Here is a 20,268-nt window from a genome sequence, read left to right as displayed (position 1 = left end):
AAAAAGTATAGGTCAAGAAATAATGATCATATCACAAGATAAAAAATTAGTAGTTGGATTAGAAATAGGAACTACTAAAGTAGTGACGTTAGTTGGAGAGCTATTACCAGACGAAACAATCAAAATTATTGGATTAGGAACTTGTGTATCAAAAGGTATAGATAAAGGTAGAATTAATAATTTAGATGCAATTGTTGAATGTATACGAGAATCTATTAAAAAAGCTGAAACTATGGCAGACTGTCATATCACATCAGTGTATTTATCATTATCTAATGAAGATATTAATTGTCAAAATGAAATAGGAATTGTTCCTATTTCTGAAGAAGAAGTAACAAAAGATGATCTAGAAAATGCTATACATATAGCCAAATCTGTGCAAATTTTAAATGAACATCATATCTTACATGTAATACCACAAGAATACTCAATTGATCAACAATCTGGTATAAAAAATCCATTAGGTTTATCTGGAGTGCGTATGCAAGTAAGAGTTCATTTAATTACTTGCCATCAAAATATAACAAAAAATATTATTAAAGCCGTAGAAAAATGCGATTTAAAAGTTAATCAAATTGTTTTTTCAGGTCTAGCTTCAAGTAAAGCAGTTTTAACTGAAGAAGAATGTAAACTAGGTGTATGTATGATTGATATAGGAGGAGGAACTATAGATTTTAATATTTATATTGATGGTTTTATTCAACATAGTCAAGTTATTCCATATGCTGGGAATATCGTTACTAATGATATTTCATATGCTTTTAGTATTTCTCATCATGATGCAGAAATTATGAAAATTGAATATGGATCTGCAATTCAATCATCATTAGGATCTTCAAAAAAAATTGATTATTCAAATATGCATAGTAATTTTCGAACAAATTTACAACAAGATCAATTAATAGAAGTTATTGAATCAAGATATGTTGAATTATTATCTTTAATCAAAAATAAAATTTTAAATATACAAAAAAAATTATATAAGAAAGGAGAAAAATATGAATTATTAAGCGGTATAGTCCTAACAGGAGGTGGATCAAATATTGCATTTTTAACTGAGTGTGCAGAAAAAGTGTTTTGTAAAAAAGTAAGAATTGCTACACCTTTAAATGTTTCCGGATTGATAGAGAATATTATGCAACCACATTATGCAACAGTTGCTGGATTATTACATTATAGTAAAGAATTTTATACCAATATTAGTGAAACTCAAAAAAATACTTCTTTTATTGAAAAATTTTTTAAAAAAATTAATTTTTGGTTCAAAAAAGAATTTTAAAATTTAAAATACTTAAAATTTTATGAAAATATAGATATATACTGGAAAAAAATTATGTTTGAAGCTACAGAATTAAGTAATAATGCGATAATTAAAGTAATTGGAGTTGGAGGTGGAGGTGGTAATGCAGTAGAGCATATGATAAGAGAACGAATTGAAGGAGTAGAATTTTTTGCTGTTAATACAGATGCACAAGCATTAAGAAAAATAGAAGTAGAACAAACTATACAAATAGGAAATAATGTTACTAAAGGATTAGGTGCTGGAGCTAATCCAGAAATTGGGCGTACATCAGCAGAAGAAGATAAAGAAATATTAAAATCTGCATTAGATGGTGCTGATATGGTATTTATTGCTGCTGGAATGGGAGGTGGCACAGGTACTGGAGCAGCTCCTGTAGTCGCAGAAATAGCAAAAGAATTAGGAATTTTAACTGTTGCAGTTGTTACAAAACCTTTTAATTTTGAAGGAAAAAAAAGAATGATTGTGGCAGAACAAGGAGTAATTGAATTATCAAAATATGTCGATTCTTTAATTACAATTCCTAATGATAAACTATTAAAAGTTTTGAATCGCGGGATTTCTTTGCTTGATGCTTTTAGCGCAGCTAATAATGTTTTAAAAGGTGCTGTACAAGGTATTGCTGAGCTAATTACTAGACCTGGATTAATGAATGTAGATTTTGCTGATGTTCGTACTGTAATGGTTGAAATGGGATATGCTATGATGGGAACTGGAATATCTTCTGGAGAGAATCGTGCAGAAGAATCTGCAGAAATAGCTATATCAAGTCCTTTATTAGAAGATATTGATTTGTCTGGTGCTCGTGGTGTATTAGTTAATATTACAGCTGGTTTTGATTTAAAATTAGATGAATTTGAAACAGTAGGAAATACAATTCGATCATTTGCATCAGATAATGCTACTGTTGTAATAGGAACTTCTTTAGATCCGGATATGAATGATACTTTACGTGTTACAGTTGTCGCTACTGGAATTGGCATGGAAAAAAATATTGATCTTAATCAAATAAAAAATAAATCTTCTAGAGAAGCGTTAATGGATTATCGTTATCAATATTTAAATCTTTCTTCATCAAAAATAGACAAAAAAAATATTAAAAAAGAAATCAAAAGCTCAGAAAATAAAGTTAATCAAGAGCCAGAATATTTAGATATTCCATCTTTTCTTCGTAAAAAATCAGATTAAATGTTTAATAATTATTAAGATTGCTGAAAATATTAAATTAAATGCTGATTAATAATATTATTTTTTAATGATAACCGGCGCCAATAAAGACTGAATCATCGATCGGCGCACGGATATTATGTAAATGAAAAATATTAAATATTATAAGACTGTCTATCATATAATAGATATTATAAACATTTAAAATATTTTGAGAATATCATAAAAATGAAAAAATTTTCTAAACAACACTTAAAAATTACAGAAAAAGCAATAAAAAAATTAAAAAGTATTATAAAAATTAAAAATAATTATAATTTAAAACTAAGAATTTATATAAATGGCGGAGGTTGTAGTGGATTTCAATATGAATTTATTTTTGATGAATGCACAAATCCAGATGATATTATCATTACACAATCAGGTGTTTCGTTAATTATTGATCCTATAAGTTTACAATATTTATATGGCGGAACAGTAGATTATTTAGAAAACTTAGAAGGTTCTAAATTTATTATTTTTAATCCTAATGCAAAAAATACATGTAGTTGTGGTGTATCATTTGGTATTTAATCAATAATACAAAATATTAATTATTTTTTATATTTTTGATAATTAACATAGATTTTATTAAAATGAAAATTGGAATTATTGGTGCGATAAAAGAAGAAATTAAACAATTAAAAAAAATAATATTTTTGTATAAAAAAATAATTATTCAACGTCATACAGTTTATCTTGGAACTTTCAAAAACAATAATATTTTTTTAATAGAATCAGGAATTGGAAAAGTTTCTTCTAGTATAGCTGTTATGATTCTTATTAATGTATATCAACCAAATATTATTATTAATGGCGGTTCTGCTGGGAGCTTAAAATCATCATTAAATATTGGTGATGTTATTCTTCCCAAACAAGTTTGTTATTATGATGTAGATTTGACAAATTTTAATTATTCCTATGGACAAATACCTACATATCCACAAAAATTTACGGTTAATCAAAAATGCAACAAATTTTTTAAAAATAAATATTTTAATAATCAATTGAATGTTCAAACAGGTTTAATAATCAGTGGTGATTCATTTATTTCTGATAATATATATACAAGTATTTTAAAAAATCTTTTTCCTGCTGCAATAGCTGTAGATATGGAATCAGCTGCTATAGCTCAAATATGTTATAAATTTAATATTCCTCTTATTGTAGTAAAATCAATTTCTGATTTGTCCAACGAAAACGCTACATTTAATTTTAAAAAAAATATATCTATTGCCGCGTTTAATGCTTATATATTAGTAAAATACATTTTAAAAAAAATAATTAAAAAATAAATATTATCTTTAATATGTTTTATATAATAAAATCATCAATGTTCCTATTATTTTTATCAAAATTAAATTTTTATCTTATATAAGATATATTAGTATTATTAACAATGAATTCTCATATTATATAATATACTATTACTATAAATCAAAATATTAATTTCTAAATTAATATATAATGATTATTTAATTAGATAGAAAAAATTTTTAATACTTTATTTTTATTTAAATATTATTTAAATCATGACTATAGTCTTAATACATATCAAATTTTGCAGTATATCGAAATCATATAATTTTAATATAAGATAAAATATATTCATATGTTAAAATAAATAGTTAGATTATATAAATTATTTTAATGTTGTATTTTTATTAAATAAAAAATGATTTTTTTAGTTTAACTAATCAATAATATTATTCACATATTTGAAATAATAAAAAAATTTAATTTATATTACTAATACATGAGATAATATAAATCTTTTTTCGTTAAGTAATACTATCAATTAAATCATTATTCAAAAATAGTAATGAAATAATTCAATAACCTGTTATGAATTATATGTTATATATAAAAGATATTGTATTAACATATATATTATATATAAATAAAAAAATAATATTTTTAATAATAGAATAATATTATTATATCGTATCTATATGCGAATAATATCTTTATAAAGATACTTACAAAAATACATTAAATAGAATAAATACTTTTCAAAATATAATTTTTATTATATATACATTGGTATCAATATTAATTACACAAAATAAATAAACTAAAATATTATGCATACATAATTTTATTTTATAAAATATATTTAATTTAATTAAATCATTATTGATAATATAAAAAATATTTTTATTCTTAGAATAATATTTTAAAATTTAAAATAACAAATTATTAAATAAACAGTAAAATTTTAGAAAAAGAAAAAATCATAGAAATTAAAATTCTATCATCTTTTCTTTTTCTAATAAAAATTACTATTAATAAATTAAAATATAAAATACTTTAAGACTTATGCATTATAATTTAATACATCTGTAGCAGTTCCTTGAAAAATTTCTGCAGATAACCCAATAGATTCATATAAAGTAGGATGAGCATGAATTGTCAATGCAATATCTTCAGCATCGCAACCCATTTCAATAGCAAGTCCAATTTCTCCAATTAATTCACCAGCATTAGTTCCTATAATAGAGCCTCCAATTATTTTATTATTATTCTTATTAAAAATTAATTTTGTCATGCCTAGAGTAGAATTTGATGCCATTGCTCTACCTGATGAGCTCCAAGGGAAAATAGATATTGCATAATCTATATCCTCTTTTTTAGCTTGTGTTTCATTTAATCCAACCCAAGCAATTTCAGGTTCAGTATATGCAATAGATGGGATTACTCTTGGCTCAAAATAATGCTTTTTACCAGCAATTACTTCTGCAGCAATGTGTCCTTCATGAACGCCTTTATGAGCTAACATAGGAAAACCAGTTACATCTCCTATAGCATAAATATGAGGTATATTAGTTTTTAATTGATTATCCACCGAAATAAAACCAAAATCATTAATCTTTAATCCGATTTTATCTAATCCCAATTTATCAATATTAGGAGTTCTTCCGATTGCTACTAATATAGCATCATACAACATATTTTTTTGATCAACGCCGTCTTTTATCAAATGAGTAATTAATCCAGAGTGATCTAATTTAATGTTATCTACATGAGTATTTAACATTAAATTGAATTTTTTATTAATCGATTTAATATATATATTAGATATATCTTGATCTACTGCAGGAAGAAAATGATTAAATCGATCAATAATATCAACATTAGAACCTAATGCACTATATATTGTAGCCATTTCTAGCCCAATAATACCAGCTCCTATAATTAAAAAACGATTAGGTATACATTGCAATGATAAAGCATCACTGGAATCCCAAATTCTTACATCATCATTAGGTATAGATGGAATTTGAATAGGCTTAGAACCTGTAGCAATGATTGCAGAATCAAAAAAAACTGTTAATTTATCTTCTTGACTTATTATTGAAATACTTTTATCAGTATCAAAAACAGCATGTCCGTGAAAAATTCTAATTTTTCTTTTATCTCTCATATAAGATAAACCATTAGTCAATTTTTTTATAATATTTTCTTTCCAAGTTTGAACTTTTTTAATATCAATTACCGGTTCATTAAAAAATATGCCTGATTGATGTAAATCTTTTGCTTCTTTAATAACTTTTGCTATATGTAGTAAAGTTTTTGAAGGAATACATCCAACATTTAAACAAACACCTCCTAAAGTATTATAACGTTCGACTAAAATAGTATCTAAACCTAAATCAGCACAACGAAAAGCTGCCGAATAACCTGAAGGACCAGATCCAATTACTATTACTTGAGCATGAATCGTATTATTCATTGCAATTTTCTCTTATAAAAAATTTTAACTTAAATAAGTTCAATAAAAAATATACATATTACATAATAAAAAAATGTATATCAGATAATATTTGATTAATAAACGTAATAAAACGAGCTGCATTAGCGCCATTAATTACACGATGGTCATAAGATAAAGATAATGGTAATATTGATGATGGTATAAATTCTTTTCCATTCCACCATGGTTTTATTTGAATTTTTGACACACCAAGAATTGCAACTTCAGGAGCATTAATAATAGGAGAAAAAAAACTTCCTCCAATACTTCCTAAATTAGAAATGGTAAAAGATCCTGATGTCATATCTGAAATTTTTAATTTTTTTGATTTTGCTTTTTTTAAAAGACATCTTAATTCATTAGATAATTGTTCAATATTTTTTTTATTAGTATTTTTTAAAACAGGAACATATAATTCATCATTAACATCTACAGCAATACCAATATTAATATATTTTTTTAAAATAATTTTTTTATTATCTACGCTTAAAGAACTATTAAAAATAGGAAACTTTTCCAATGCATATGATACAACTTTAATAATAAAAACCAACATAGTGATATTGTGATGAATTTGTGTATGATGTTTTTTTTTAGTATTATAATTTCTACGAAATTCTTCTAATACAGTTACATTAACTTCATCAAATTGTGTAACATGCGGTATATTAATCCAATTTTGATGAAGATTATAACTAACTATTTTTTGATTACTATTTAATTCTAGCTCTAATGTTGATAATTTATTAGAATTATGATGATTAATTTGATTATTTTTTTCTAAATAGTTATGTTGATATAATTCCAAATCTTTTTTTAATATACGATTTTTAGGGCCTGTAGCAATAACTTTATGTAAATCAATATTTAAATTTCGAGCTAAACGCCGAATAACTGGAGTTGCATGACAAATTTTATCTTTTTTAAAGTTGTTTAATAAATCAGATTGTTGTTTTTTTGTATTAGATGAAAAAGTATTTTCATTATCTACCTCTAGCATCATAATAGCAGAATTTATTTTAACTTTTGAACCAATTTGTATATAAATCTCTTTTACGACTCCTGTGTGAGGAGATGGTATTTCCATAGAAGTTTTATCTCCTTCTACAGTAATTAAACCTTGTTCTAATTCTATATGCTCATTAAGATTAACTAATATTTCTATTACCTCTAATTCATCTGCTCCAATATCGGGCATATTTACTACTATATCCACTCTTTTTATACCTCTTAAGCTAAACGCGGATTAATTTTATCAGGATCAATCTTAAATTTAATAATTGCATCTTCAACTACTTGAGTGTGAATATGTTTAATTTTAGCTAATAAACTCAAAGCCGCTATAACTATATAATGAATGCTAACTTCAAAATGAATACGTAATTGATCACGACTATCTGAACGACCAAAACCATCTGTTCCTAAAACATGATATGCTCTTGCAGGAATGTAATTACAAATTTGTTCAGCAAATAATTTCATATAATCAGTAGCTATCACAGTCGGGCTAGTATTCATTACTTGTTGAATATATGGTATTTTATTATTTTTTTTAGGATGCAACATATTCCATCGTACACAATCTTGACCATTTCTAGCTAGTTCTGTAAAAGAAGTAACACTATATATATCGGTTGTGATAAAATAATCTGTTAATAAAATTTCTGCAGCTTTACAAACAGAATGTAAGATAGCACCAGATCCCATTAATTGTACTTTTAATTTAGTAGAACTGTATAAAGTTTTCAATTTATAAATACCTTTACAAATACCTTGTTCAACACCTACCGGCATAGCTGGCATATAAAAATTTTCATTAATAGTAGTAATATAGTAATATATATTTTCTTGGTTAGAACCATACATTCGTCTTAATCCATCTTGTATAATTACAGCGACTTCATAAGCAAATGCAGGATCATAAGATATACAATTAGGTATAGTTAAAGATTGTATATGACTATGTCCATCTTCATGTTGTAAACCTTCACCATTTAAAGTAGTTCGTCCAGATGTAGCCCCAATTAAAAAACCTCGAGCTTGCTGATCACCAGACGCCCAAAATAAATCACCTATTCTTTGAAAACCAAATATTGAATAATAAATATAAAAAGGAATCATAGGAAAATTATTAGTACTATAAGAAGTTGCTGCAGCCAACCAAGATGAAGCAGCACCTAATTCATTAATTCCTTCTTGTAATATTTGCCCTTTCTTATCTTCTTTATAATACGCTAATTGTTCTCGATCTTGAGGGATATATTTTTGACCACTAGAATTATAAATACCTATTTTACGAAATAAACCTTCCATGCCAAATGTACGTGCTTCATCAGCAATAATAGGAACTATTAAATCTTTTAAAGTATGATTTTTTAAAATAATATTTAAAAAACGAATAAAAGCAATAGTTGTAGAAATTTCTTTTTTTTGTTCTGTTAATAATAATTTAAAGTCGCTTAAATCAGGGATAGTTAATTTATTAGTAAATTTATCTAAACGACAAGGAATATAACCACCTAATTTTTTTCTTTGAGCATGTATATAATTATATTCTTTAGAATCTTTTTTCAATGTAATATATGGCAATTCATTAATATTACTATCACATATAGGAATATTGAAACGATTTCGAATATATGTTATACCTTCTATATTAATTTTTTTTATTTGATGAGCAATATTTTGACCTTCCGCAGTTACTCCCATACCATAACCTTTAATAGTATGTGCTAAAATCACAGTTGGTTTATTTTGAGTTTCTTTCGCTCTTTTAAAAGCATTGAACATTTTTTTAGGATCATGTCCTCCTCGATTTAATTTCCATATTTCTTCATCTGTCATATCTTTTACTAATTCATATGTTTCTTTATATTTTCCAAAAAAATATTTACGAATGTATGCTCCATTTTTTGATTTAAAAGTTTGATAATCACCATCAACAGTTTCATTCATTAATTGTATTAATTTACCAGTTGTATCTTTTTTGAATAAAGCATCCCAATTACTTCCCCAAATTACTTTAATTACTTTCCATCCAGCTCCATAAAAAAAACTTTCTAATTCATTAATAATTTTACCATTACCTGTCACTGGTCCATCTAATCTTTGCAAATTACAGTTAATTACAAATATTAAATTATCTAATTTTTCACGAACTGCAACAGAAATAGCACCTTTAGATTCTGGCTCATCCATTTCACCATCTCCTAAAAAAGCATATACTGTTTGCTGAGAAGTATTTTTTAATCTTCTATTTTGTAAATATTTTAAAAATTTTGCTTGATAAATAGCGCAAATTGGACCCAAACCCATAGATACAGTAGGAAATTGCCAAAAATTTGGCATCAATTTAGGATGAGGATAAGATGATAAACCTTTTCCATTGACTTCTTGTCTAAAATTATTTAATTGCTCTTCAGATAAACGTCCTTCTAAAAATGCACGAGCATAAATACCAGGAGCGATATGACCTTGAAAATAAACTAAATCACCGCCGTCTTCATCACTACTAGAACGAAAAAAATGATTAAAACATATTTCATATATTGTAGCTGAAGATTGAAAAGATGATAAGTGCCCCCCTAATTCTAAATTTTTTTTTGATGCACGTAATACCATCATAATAGCATTCCAACGTACAGCTGAACGAATATTTTTTTCTAATATAAGATCGCCAGGATATTCGCATTCATCTTCTTTATCAATAGTATTGATGTAATCACTATTAAAAAAAGATCTAAAAAAATTTACTCGACTAATTTTAGATTTTTTTAAAATTTTTTCTATTAAAAAATATGCTCTTTCACGACCTTCTTGATGAATAACAGATTCAATAGCTTGCACCCAATCACTAGTTTCAATTGGATCCACATCATGATATAAATTTTCTGACATGGTATAAATTCCTTATGCATGATGTATATATAATATTGATTTTAGTCTTAAAATTAATAAAATTACATGTATCAATATAATTAATTTTAAAATATTATATATTGTAATAAAAAATTTTATTCAGTTTTTATAATATTAAAAATACAATTTTTTTGTTTAGTTACTCCTATAGATATTATTTTTTTGTTGATCTTTTAGCTTTTCTGATTCAATATCAGTACACACAAAATGTAATTCTCCTAAAATGTTACGAATTGTATGCTTAACATATCCACAAAACGATATTTTAACAATTTTTCCTTCAAATACACGATATCTTCTTAAAATTTTTCCATGATATATCTTCATTGAAGATTTTGAACTTATTTTAAAAAAAATAACATATATCTTTCTTTGATTTGTCTGAATAATTGTTGTAGAACATTTTTATAACTAGAAAGTATTTTCTAAATATAAAAAAGTCAGATCTTCCTCTAAAAATCTTTAGTGATATCTCCAGATATAGTATAGATCATATTAGAATAATAATATAATTACTTAATATATGAATGGTATCAGAATATTTAATATTCGCAGAAAAATCTAAGGATACGCTAAATCCAGTTTTAATAAGTGTAGTACATACTGATTTTTAACCAATAATAACTTTAATTATATTTGCAAAAAAAATAATATTAATTCTTAAACTATTTCTCTAGTAAAAATATTGCTAGATCAAATAATTTTGTTTATGAACAAATTTTCTAATTAATTGTAATAAAGTAATAGCATAATCAAGATATATATTAACAATCTTAATATAAATATATCTTATCTTTTTAGACAATAAAAAAATATTTTTAATTTTGAAAATCTTCGTTAGATATTCTTATAGAAAGAACTACATAATTTAATATACTTTTTAAAGATATATTAATAAAATTTTTCCAATTTTTAAAAAACGATATTTATATATAGCTGCTAATATGTTAAATGTTGATCAAGATTTTATCATGTTAAATATACTTATTATATCTATATTCGATGCAATAATAAGAATACCCAATCAAATATATGAAGAAAATTTAAAAAAAATTATAAATCAGATCAACTTGAGAACGAATATTTAGCGTAGAATGTTTGACAAAATTAAAAAATCTTTAAAACCTCATTTAATATCTTATTTAATTCGCATATAATTATTACCTTAATTTAAATAGTATATAAATTATACTAAGAAAACTTTTAAATATTATGACATATATTGTAGCACTTACTGGCGGTATTGGTAGCGGAAAAACTACTTGCTCTAATCATTTTAAAAAATTAGGTATTGATATAATTGATACTGATGTTATAGCAAAAAATATACTAAATAATAATATTACGATATCATATGCTGTAAAAAAAAAAATTGGAAAAAAAATATTAAATACAGACAATTCAATTAATAGATCTTTATTAAGAAAACAAATTTTAAATAACCCAAATGATCGTTTATGGCTAGAAGATCTATTACATCCAAAGATTTATAAAGAAACTGAATATCAAATAAAACATGTAAAATCAATTTGGTGTTTATGGGTAGTGCCTTTATTAGTTGAAAAACGCTTAGAAAATAAAGTTAATAGAATTCTATTAGTTGATATATCAATAAAAGAACAAATAAAACGAATTATCAAAAGAGATAAAATCCATCGTACAGAAGCAAAAAAAATTATTGCAATTCAAGCTACTAGAAAACAAAGAATTTCTATAGCTGACGATATCATTTTTAATAAAAAAAATAATACAAATATGCGCTTATCTGTTCATTATTTAAATTTATTTTATATATATCTTTCAACAAAATATAAAAAAAATAAAATAAATGTTAAAAAAAATTATTTAACAAAATTTTATTGAAAATCTAATACATTTATTGTATTTTCTGGACATTAATTTTTTGTAAAATTATTTATAATCTTATAATTTATAGAAATATTTGAAGAAAAGTTATGATATTATAATTCGTAGATAAAAAATTAGAAAATTTAAGATTATGCTAAAACGTCAAAAATATAAACAAATTTTTATAACATATATAAATATTGTTATATTATTTATTATAAAATGTTTTTTATACATATTTTTGATAAAATTAATATAGCAAATATTTCTAATATATAAAACATTTTACAAGCGACCATGACAATGTTTATATTTTTTTCCTGATCCACAAATACATATTGTGTTTCGATTAATATTTCTATTATTTACAATATTTTTTAAACATTGATTAGCATGCACGCATTGTTTTGCATGAAACAAATCCATTGTACTTAAACATGATATTACTTCATCTTTTAATAATTCTAACATGTTAGCAAACATGTTAAAAGATTCTCTTTTATACTCTTGTTTCGGATCTTTTTGGGCATAACTTCTTAAGTGAATACCTTGTCTCAAATAATCTATTGCAGATAAATGCTCTTTCCATAACATGTCTAATTTTTGTAACATAATTGTTTTTTCAACTATACGCATATTATCTATACCAATTAGATTTTCTTGTTGTTTATATTTTTTTTTAGCAGCGTTAATAATTTTATCTTCTAATTCAAAACAATTTAAATTAGGTTCTATATTTAACCAGTCTAAAATTGATATTTTAATATGAAAATTAATATTTAATATTTTTTCTAATTTAATAATTTGCCACTTATCTTTCATGGTATTTTCTGGTATATATATATTAATATTCTTTTTTAAAACATCTCTCAAAATATCATATATTGTATTTTTTATATCTTTTGCATTAATTAATTTATTTCTTTGAGTATAAATTATACTGCGCTGCTCATTAATTACATCATCATATTCTAATAATTGTTTTCTAATATCAAAATTTCTACTTTCTACTTTTTTTTGGGCGTTTTCTATAGCTTTATTAATCCAAGGATGCTCAATAGCTTCATTTAAAGATAATCCTAACTTTTTCATCATACGAATAATTTTATTAGATGCAAAAATACGCATCAATGCGTCTTCCATAGACAAATAAAAACGAGACGAACCACTGTCTCCTTGACGACCAGCACGACCTCTTAATTGGTTATCAATGCGTCTTGATTCATGACGTTCAGTGCCAATTATATGTAAACCACCAATAGAAACAACGAAATCATGTTCTTTTTTCCATTTTTTTTTAATTACACTTATTTCTTTTTGGGTTAGATTTTTCTTTTTCTTTAATTCTACTTCTAAATTTCCTCCTAGAACTATATCTGTACCTCGTCCAGCCATATTAGTAGCAATAGTAATTGATTTAGACTTACCTGCTTGAGCTATAATATCAGCTTCTTGAGAGTGAAATTTAGCATTTAAAACATTATGATGAATATTTAATTGAAACAATTCTTGCGAAATTTTTTCTGATTTTTCAATAGAGACTGTACCTACTAATACAGGTTGTTTTAAAGATACGCATTTTTTAATGTCCTGAATAATAGCATGAATTTTTTCTTTTTCAGTCACATACACTAAATCAGGCAAATCTTTACGTATCATTTTTTTATTTGTTGGTATTACAATAGTATCAAGGTTATAAATAGAACTAAATTCAAAAGATTCAGTTGCAGCAGTTCCTGTCATGCCCGCTATTTTATTATATAAACGAAAATAATTTTGAAATGTAATAGATGCTAAAGTTTGATTTTCATTTTTAATAGAAACATTTTCTTTAGCCTCTATTGCTTGATGCAATCCATCTGACCATCTTCTACCTAACATAGCTCGTCCAGTATGCTCATCAACAATAATTATGTTGTCATCTTTAACAAGATAATCAACATTACGTGTGAATAATTTATGCGCACGTAATGCAGATAACACATGATGCATTAATATGATGTTATGAGATGAGTATAACGATTCACCCGGTTTGATTAATTTTTCATTTAATAAAAAATTTTCAACAGCTATTAATCCTCGCTCTGTTAAATATACTTGTTTTGATTTTTCATCAAGAAAAAAATGACCAATTCCATGAAAATTATCTGAATCTTCTTGTTTCTGAGCAATTAAAAAAGGAACAATATTATTGATTGTATGATATACTTCAGAAGTATCTTCTGCAGGACCTGAAATAATTAAAGGAGTTCGGGCTTCATCAATTAAAATAGAATCAACTTCATCGACTAATGCATAATTTAATTCTCTTTGTACTCTTTCTTCGGGAAGAAATACCATATTATCACGTAAATAATCAAATCCATATTCATTATTAGTACCATAAGTAATATCAGATAAATAAGCTTGTTTTTTAGAAAAAAAAGACATATCAGACAAATTTAAACCTACTGTTAAGCCAAGAAATTCAAATAAAGGAGTATTTTTTTCAGCATCTCTACGAGCTAAATAATCATTCATTGTAACTATATGCACCCCTTGACCGGTTAATGCATTAAGATAAGCTGGTAATGTAGATGTTAAAGTTTTTCCTTCACCTGTTCTCATTTCTGCAATACATTGTTGATTTAAAACTATACCTCCTAATATTTGAACATCAAAATGTCTCATATTAAATATACGTTTACTTGCTTCGCGAACTGTAGCAAATGCTTCAGGTAATATGTCATCTAAAGTTTCTCCATATTTTAATCGTAATCGTAATAAATTGGTTTGATTTTTTAATTTTTGATCTGATAACTTTTCAAAACTTTCTTCTTTTTTATTAATAGCATATACTATTTTATTGAATTTTTTTAAAATACGACTATTACGATTACTAAATATTTTGTTTAAAAATTTAATTAACATACTATCAATTCTCACATTTAAATTTTTTTAAATTTGTCATTACAATGTTGTATCATTTTGAAAAGTATTTTTATATATTTTAAGGACATATTATAATTATAATAATTTACTAAAATTAAAATAATTATCTTAAAAATATTTTTTAAAATAAACTTTTCCACCAAGATAAAATATTTTTTTTCTTTTTTATTATATAACATGGAAATTCTTCATTAGAATTATTATTCTGTTTATTTTTCAAATTCCATATAGGTAATATTTGATTATGTTGATCATCTTTTTTGCAAGATAATCGTCCTAATTTATCAACATAAAAAATATTTATATTTTTTGGAGGTATTAAGACTAATGGAGTTGGTGATTTATACTGAAGATATCTTTTATAAATTTGAATAGCACCTGAATTATCAAATGAATTATTACTTTTATTATTATCTTGACCCATCCAAATAATTACAACTTGTTTTCCATCAATTCCAATAAACCAATTATTAGCAAAGTTTTTTGTAGTTCCAATTTTCCCTGCTAAAGAAAAATTTTTAAACTTATTTCCTAAAAATTGAACTGATCCATGATTGAATGCTTTTTGCATAGCATATAATATAAGATAAGAAGCTTCAGGGGATTCTATATCTTTTAATTGAGGTGTAGTATGATAAAATATTTTATTCCGATCAAAAAAAACTGATTTAATTGATATTAGCGATTTTTTATGACCATTATTAGCAATAATTTGAAAAACTTGAGCTATTTCAATAGGTGTTAAATTCATATCTCCTAACGAGAGAGGCGAAATGGTAGTCATTTGATGTTTGTCAATTCCTAATCGTAACCAATGGTCAACTAATTTTTTCAAACCTATATCTATACTAATATTTTCTGTTGAATTATTCATTGAATAGATAAAAGAATCTAATAACATTATTTTTCTATTATAATAAAATTGATTATTTGTTGGTACCCAAGATTTACCATTATTTAATTTTATAAAAATTGGAGAATTAGAAATCCAAGTATTTAAATGATATTTATTAGGTTGTGATAAAGCAGTTAAATAAGTTATCATATTTGATAATGAACCAATTTCACGACGAGTATGTAAAATATAATTATAATGATTAACTTTTGGGTTTGCACTACCCATTAAAGCTTGAACTTCACCAGTAAATTTATCAATTACTATTGTTGCAACTTCTAAATTTTTTAGTTTTTTTTGTTTTTTTAATATAGACACTTCTATTTGTACAGCTTTTTCTAATGCATTTTGTGAAATAGAATCAAGAGTAGTAAAAATTTTTATACCTGAAAATGTATTAACAGAATGTTTAATATTTTTTTGAAATTCTTCAGATACTAAGTGTATGAAATGTGGATAATGTGAAAAAATATTACTTTTAGGTTGAATATTTAAAGGTTTATGAGATAAATTAAGATAAACATCTTTCGTGATATATTTTTGATTATATAATAATAATAAAACTAAATTTCTTCGTTTTAAAGCAGATATAGGGTGATTCCAAGGATTATATAAAGAAGCTCCTTTTACCATACCTACTAATAATGCATATTGATCTAAAGTCAATTCATTGATTGGACGTCCAAAATAATAAATACTTGCTAATGGAAATCCTCTAATTTGCTCATCACCATCTTGACCTAAATATACTTCATTTAAATATAATTCTAAAATACGATCTTTTTCATAAAAATAGTCTAAAATTAAAGCCATATATATTTCGTTTATTTTTCTTAAAATTGAACGTTCATTAGTTAAAAATAAATTTTTTATTAACTGCTGAGTTAAAGTACTACCCCCTTGAATTACATGTCCAGCTGTTATATTAGCTAAAAATGCTCGAACTATAGAAGATAAATATATACCATGGTGTTCATAAAAGTGTTTGTCTTCAATAGATATTAGTGTTTTCACTAATATTTCTGGAAATTTATTACGAGGTAAAAAAATACGTTTTTCTTTTTTAGGAGTATTTAACATAGCAATTAATTTAGGTTCTAAACGCATAAAAAGAAAATTATGACCATTTTTAACATTGATAATTTTTTTTAAAATATTTTCTTTAAAAAATAATTTAATGTCACATTCTTCTTCTTTAAGATCAGGAAAATTAAAAGAACGTCGTATTAATTCTATAACATTACCTTTTACACTATACTCTCCAGATGACATAACATGATCTACTTTTCTGTACATTGTATTTTTTAAAATATTTAAAACTTCCTCTTGAGAATATATATTCCCTGGTTCTAAATTAATTATACGCGTATATATTGAATTAGGAAAATCCCATACTTTTCCATGAATTAACTGATGAATTTTAATATACAAATAAACTCCATAAAAAATAATTATACAAAAAATAAAAAAAAATATTTTGCTTATTTTTTTTTTTTTATAAAATTTTGCATTAATGATTCCTTTATCTGATATATAAAATATTTTGAAAAAATATCAATCAAAAAAAATAATTTAATTTTATTCTTTATTTAAAAAAATACATTAGTATATTTTAAACTGGGTATATTAAAATATAACGGATATTTTATGGATAATAGATATAAACCTTGAGATGGAGCAGTAAAACTAGCATATTTTCTATTTTTCTTTTTTAATAACTCTTGAATCCATTCTTCTTTTTTTTGACTAATTCCTACATCAATAAGCGCACCAACAATATTTCTTACCATATGATATAAAAAAGAGTTCGCTGTAATATCAATAATTACAAAATCATCTAAGCGAAATACATTCAATTTTATAATTTTTCTATAAGGAGATAAAGATTGACAGCCAATAGCTCTAAAAGATGTAAAATCATGTTCTCCTAATAAAAATTGCGCTGCAGAAAACATTTTTTTTTCATTTAATTTTTTATAAATGTAATTCGATTGTTTTTGAAAAAAAACTGAACGAATATTATTGTTATATATTATATAACGATATGAACGTGAAACAGCACTATAACGTGCATGAAAATGTTCTGGAACATATTTAACCCATCGAACAGAAATATATGGAGATAAATAACTATTCGTTCCTAGTATCCAAGCTGACATTTTGCGTACTGTAGTTGTATTAAAATGTATAACTTGTCCTATACTATGTACACCTGCATCTGTTCGACCTGCGCAAATAACATTAATATTATGATTAGCTATTTTAGATAATGCACTTTCAATTTCTTCTTGAATACTAGATACTCTATTTTGACGTTGCCATCCATGATAAATACTTCCATTATATTGAATGCCTAAAGCAAATCTTTTAACATTATTGAATATCATATATTAAATCTCATTATAAAAATGTATAAAAATAAAAAAATTATGTTTATTAAAAAAATTTAATTCGATTTTTTAAGATTGAATCATATAAAAATATATTTAATTATAGTTTATGTTAACATAATTTATTATTATATCTTTTTGTATGAAATTATAATTAATCATATTTTTATAGTATATTAATCATTTTAAAATATTTTATATCATTTAATAATTTTAATTTATTACAATTATTTATTAATATAATTAATATTTATTTCATGTCATTTTACATTCAATGAAAAAATTTAGGATTAAATTATGAAAAAAAAAAAAAATAAAAAACAAACATCATCTTTAAATGTTCTAGCTATTGCGGGTTTAAAGCCTTACCAAAAAAAAAATAATGAACAATATATGAATGAAGATCAAATGCTGCATTTTGATAAAATTCTTCAAACATGGAAAAATCAATTACAAAAAGAAATTGATCATACTTTATTCTATATGCAAGATAAAGCTACTAATTTCCCTGATCCAATTGATAGAGCAACACAAGAAGAAGAATTTAGTTTAGATTTACGAAATCGTGATAGAAGTCGTAAATTAATTAAAAAAATTGAAAAAACTTTAAAAAAAATTCAAGAAAAAAATTTTGGTTATTGTGATTCTTGTGGTATTGAAATTGGTATTCGTCGCTTAGAAGCAAGACCAACAGCTAATCTTTGTATTGATTGTAAAACATTAGCAGAAATTAGAGAAAAACAAATGACTGGTTAATTTTTTTAAAAAAAATTAAAAAATTTTATAGAGAAGGATATTCAATTGATTTATCTGATCAATAATGAGTATCTCTTCTCAGGAATTAACGATAATTAACATTAATTTAATATTTTTAATAGAGATATAAATATTTCATTTATTAAACTATAAATTACATTTTTATAAAAATATTTTTATATTATATTGTATGATATAAATATCGTTAAATATTTAATCAATCATTTTGAAAATAATTCTAAATATATTAATCTATAATTATGTACAACTAATTTTTTACAAAAATGTAGAAATACTAATAAATTTTGATTTAATAAATATTAATGTAATTTGATTAATTCTATTAATCAAATACTTCAAATATTAATATATAATAATTTATATTTTTTTTTAAAAATATAATCAATATATAATATATTTAAATATAAAATATCTATTAAATTAATAATAAATTAAAATAATATTTTTTGATTGATATTAAAAATATTATTTTTCAAAAACTACTTTACCTATATATGGCAAATAACGATAAGATTGAGCGTAATCAATACCATAACCGACTATAAAAAAATTTTTTAAAATAGAAAAACCAATAAAATCTACATGTAAGTCTACTTCACGGCATTTTGGTTTATCTAAAAGAGTGCAAATAGACAATGATTTTGGGTTTCTTAATTTTAAAATATCTAATACTTTACTTAAAGTTTTTCCTGAATCAATAATATCTTCAACAATTAAAACATGTTTATTATAAATATCTTCATCTAAATCTTTAATAATCTTTACATCCCCGCTAGATATTATTCCTCGACCATAACTAGAAGTGGTCATAAAATCAATTTCATGTTGCATATTAATTTTACGACACAAATCAGCTATAAATATAAAAGAACCACGTAGTAATGCAATCAATATCATTTTATTTTTACTATCTTTATATTTTGTAGTAATTGCTTGTCCGAGTTCTTCAACACGAATATTAAGCTCTTTTTCAGTAATAATAATTTGAATATTATGCTTCATAATATTAAATAAATGTTTAGCATCAATAATGATGTATGAAAATTTTCAATAATATACTTATGTCTATTAAAAATATACAATTTTTTAAAAAAAATGTTTTTATAATTAAAAATTAAACATTTCTATTTTTAACTATTGCAGTAATCATGATCATTATGTTATAAAAATTATTTAACTAATAAAAATTTTTTAAATATTCAAATATATATATTCTATATTTCTGAAAATATAATTTATATAATATTTT

General features: G+C 23.8%; 14 protein-coding genes. 6 read left to right on the top strand and 8 right to left on the bottom strand.

Annotation, left to right across the window (positions count from 1 at the left end; all coding sequences use genetic code 11):
* Positions 1 to 22: 22 nt before the first annotated feature.
* The 4 genes from ftsA to GUU85_RS00970 all read left to right on the top strand — a co-directional run bounded on the left by ftsA (position 23) and on the right by GUU85_RS00970 (position 3,801).
* Positions 23 to 1,279 (top strand): cell division protein FtsA, encoded by a 1,257-nt coding sequence (gene ftsA / locus GUU85_RS00985; RefSeq protein ID WP_163119131.1) that lies wholly within the window; start codon positions 23 to 25, stop codon positions 1,277 to 1,279.
* A gap of 54 nt (positions 1,280 to 1,333) precedes the next feature.
* A complete protein-coding gene (ftsZ, locus tag GUU85_RS00980) occupies positions 1,334 to 2,488 on the top strand; it encodes a cell division protein FtsZ (RefSeq protein WP_163119129.1) in 1,155 nt (384 codons plus the stop codon).
* Between the two features lie 207 nt (positions 2,489 to 2,695).
* Positions 2,696 to 3,040, top strand: coding sequence for an iron-sulfur cluster insertion protein ErpA (erpA, locus tag GUU85_RS00975; RefSeq protein WP_163119127.1), 345 nt, complete (start codon positions 2,696 to 2,698; stop codon positions 3,038 to 3,040).
* Positions 3,041 to 3,102: 62 nt separating this feature from the next.
* The gene (locus GUU85_RS00970; protein WP_163119126.1) at positions 3,103 to 3,801 is read left to right on the top strand and encodes a 5'-methylthioadenosine/adenosylhomocysteine nucleosidase; all 699 of its coding nucleotides are present in this window, start codon (positions 3,103 to 3,105) and stop codon (positions 3,799 to 3,801) included.
* 1,022 nt (positions 3,802 to 4,823) lie between these two features.
* Here GUU85_RS00970 and lpdA read toward each other — a convergent pair.
* The 4 genes from lpdA to GUU85_RS00950 form a co-directional block, all read right to left on the bottom strand.
* Positions 4,824 to 6,239 carry a dihydrolipoyl dehydrogenase gene (gene lpdA, locus GUU85_RS00965; protein WP_163119125.1) on the bottom strand — a complete coding sequence of 472 codons (1,416 nt, stop codon included), beginning with the start codon at positions 6,237 to 6,239 and terminating at the stop codon, positions 4,824 to 4,826.
* 58 nt (positions 6,240 to 6,297) lie between these two features.
* Positions 6,298 to 7,458 carry a 2-oxo acid dehydrogenase subunit E2 gene (locus GUU85_RS00960; RefSeq protein WP_163119124.1) on the bottom strand — a complete coding sequence of 387 codons (1,161 nt, stop codon included), beginning with the start codon at positions 7,456 to 7,458 and terminating at the stop codon, positions 6,298 to 6,300.
* Between the two features lie 32 nt (positions 7,459 to 7,490).
* A complete protein-coding gene (gene aceE, locus GUU85_RS00955; RefSeq protein WP_163119123.1) occupies positions 7,491 to 10,157 on the bottom strand; it encodes a pyruvate dehydrogenase (acetyl-transferring), homodimeric type in 2,667 nt (888 codons plus the stop codon).
* Positions 10,158 to 10,313: 156 nt separating this feature from the next.
* Positions 10,314 to 10,505, bottom strand: coding sequence for a hypothetical protein (locus GUU85_RS00950; protein ID WP_163119122.1), 192 nt, complete (start codon positions 10,503 to 10,505; stop codon positions 10,314 to 10,316).
* Positions 10,506 to 11,390: 885 nt separating this feature from the next.
* Here GUU85_RS00950 and coaE point away from each other — a divergent pair.
* Positions 11,391 to 12,041 (top strand): dephospho-CoA kinase, encoded by a 651-nt coding sequence (gene coaE / locus GUU85_RS00945; protein WP_163119121.1) that lies wholly within the window; start codon positions 11,391 to 11,393, stop codon positions 12,039 to 12,041.
* A 270-nt stretch (positions 12,042 to 12,311) separates the two neighbouring features.
* Here coaE and secA read toward each other — a convergent pair whose 3' ends face one another.
* The 3 genes from secA to truA all read right to left on the bottom strand — a co-directional run bounded on the left by secA (position 12,312) and on the right by truA (position 18,239).
* The gene (gene secA / locus GUU85_RS00940) at positions 12,312 to 14,936 is read right to left on the bottom strand and encodes a preprotein translocase subunit SecA (RefSeq protein ID WP_163119119.1); all 2,625 of its coding nucleotides are present in this window, start codon (positions 14,934 to 14,936) and stop codon (positions 12,312 to 12,314) included.
* 142 nt (positions 14,937 to 15,078) lie between these two features.
* Positions 15,079 to 17,328, bottom strand: a complete 2,250-nt coding sequence (gene mrcB, locus GUU85_RS00935; protein WP_301951200.1) for a penicillin-binding protein 1B — start codon at positions 17,326 to 17,328, stop codon at positions 15,079 to 15,081.
* 113 nt (positions 17,329 to 17,441) lie between these two features.
* On the bottom strand, positions 17,442 to 18,239 hold the full coding sequence (gene truA, locus GUU85_RS00930; RefSeq protein ID WP_163119117.1) for a tRNA pseudouridine(38-40) synthase TruA: 798 nt from the start codon (positions 18,237 to 18,239) through the stop codon (positions 17,442 to 17,444).
* Positions 18,240 to 18,539: 300 nt separating this feature from the next.
* On the opposite strand from truA, the gene dksA reads away from it, so the two are divergent.
* On the top strand, positions 18,540 to 18,998 hold the full coding sequence (gene dksA, locus GUU85_RS00925; protein ID WP_163119115.1) for an RNA polymerase-binding protein DksA: 459 nt from the start codon (positions 18,540 to 18,542) through the stop codon (positions 18,996 to 18,998).
* 486 nt (positions 18,999 to 19,484) lie between these two features.
* Here dksA and hpt read toward each other — a convergent pair whose 3' ends face one another.
* Positions 19,485 to 20,021 (bottom strand): hypoxanthine phosphoribosyltransferase, encoded by a 537-nt coding sequence (hpt, locus tag GUU85_RS00920; RefSeq protein ID WP_163119114.1) that lies wholly within the window; start codon positions 20,019 to 20,021, stop codon positions 19,485 to 19,487.
* Between the last annotated feature and the right edge of the window lie 247 nt (positions 20,022 to 20,268).

It is taken from the genome of Buchnera aphidicola (Uroleucon sonchi), assembly GCF_011035165.1.
GTDB lineage: Bacteria > Pseudomonadota > Gammaproteobacteria > Enterobacterales > Enterobacteriaceae > Buchnera > Buchnera aphidicola_BE.
Note: the sequence above shows the minus strand (reverse complement) of the source record. Positions and strands in the feature narration are given on the sequence as shown.

Excerpts from the sequence above, each read along its gene's own strand:
- lpdA (WP_163119125.1), bottom strand. The coding sequence starts at position 6,239 with ATGAATAATACGATTCATGCTCAAGTAATAGTAATTGGATCTGGTCCT.
- aceE (WP_163119123.1), bottom strand. The coding sequence starts at position 10,157 with ATGTCAGAAAATTTATATCATGATGTGGATCCAATTGAAACTAGTGAT.
- truA (WP_163119117.1), bottom strand. The coding sequence starts at position 18,239 with ATGATATTCAATAATGTTAAAAGATTTGCTTTAGGCATTCAATATAAT.
- ftsA (WP_163119131.1), top strand. The coding sequence starts at position 23 with ATGATCATATCACAAGATAAAAAATTAGTAGTTGGATTAGAAATAGGA.
- GUU85_RS00950 (WP_163119122.1), bottom strand. The coding sequence starts at position 10,505 with ATGAAGATATATCATGGAAAAATTTTAAGAAGATATCGTGTATTTGAA.
- coaE (WP_163119121.1), top strand. The coding sequence starts at position 11,391 with ATGACATATATTGTAGCACTTACTGGCGGTATTGGTAGCGGAAAAACT.
- secA (WP_163119119.1), bottom strand. The coding sequence starts at position 14,936 with ATGTTAATTAAATTTTTAAACAAAATATTTAGTAATCGTAATAGTCGT.
- GUU85_RS00960 (WP_163119124.1), bottom strand. The coding sequence starts at position 7,458 with ATGCCCGATATTGGAGCAGATGAATTAGAGGTAATAGAAATATTAGTT.
- hpt (WP_163119114.1), bottom strand. The coding sequence starts at position 20,021 with ATGAAGCATAATATTCAAATTATTATTACTGAAAAAGAGCTTAATATT.
- dksA (WP_163119115.1), top strand. The coding sequence starts at position 18,540 with ATGAAAAAAAAAAAAAATAAAAAACAAACATCATCTTTAAATGTTCTA.
- GUU85_RS00970 (WP_163119126.1), top strand. The coding sequence starts at position 3,103 with ATGAAAATTGGAATTATTGGTGCGATAAAAGAAGAAATTAAACAATTA.
- ftsZ (WP_163119129.1), top strand. The coding sequence starts at position 1,334 with ATGTTTGAAGCTACAGAATTAAGTAATAATGCGATAATTAAAGTAATT.
- erpA (WP_163119127.1), top strand. The coding sequence starts at position 2,696 with ATGAAAAAATTTTCTAAACAACACTTAAAAATTACAGAAAAAGCAATA.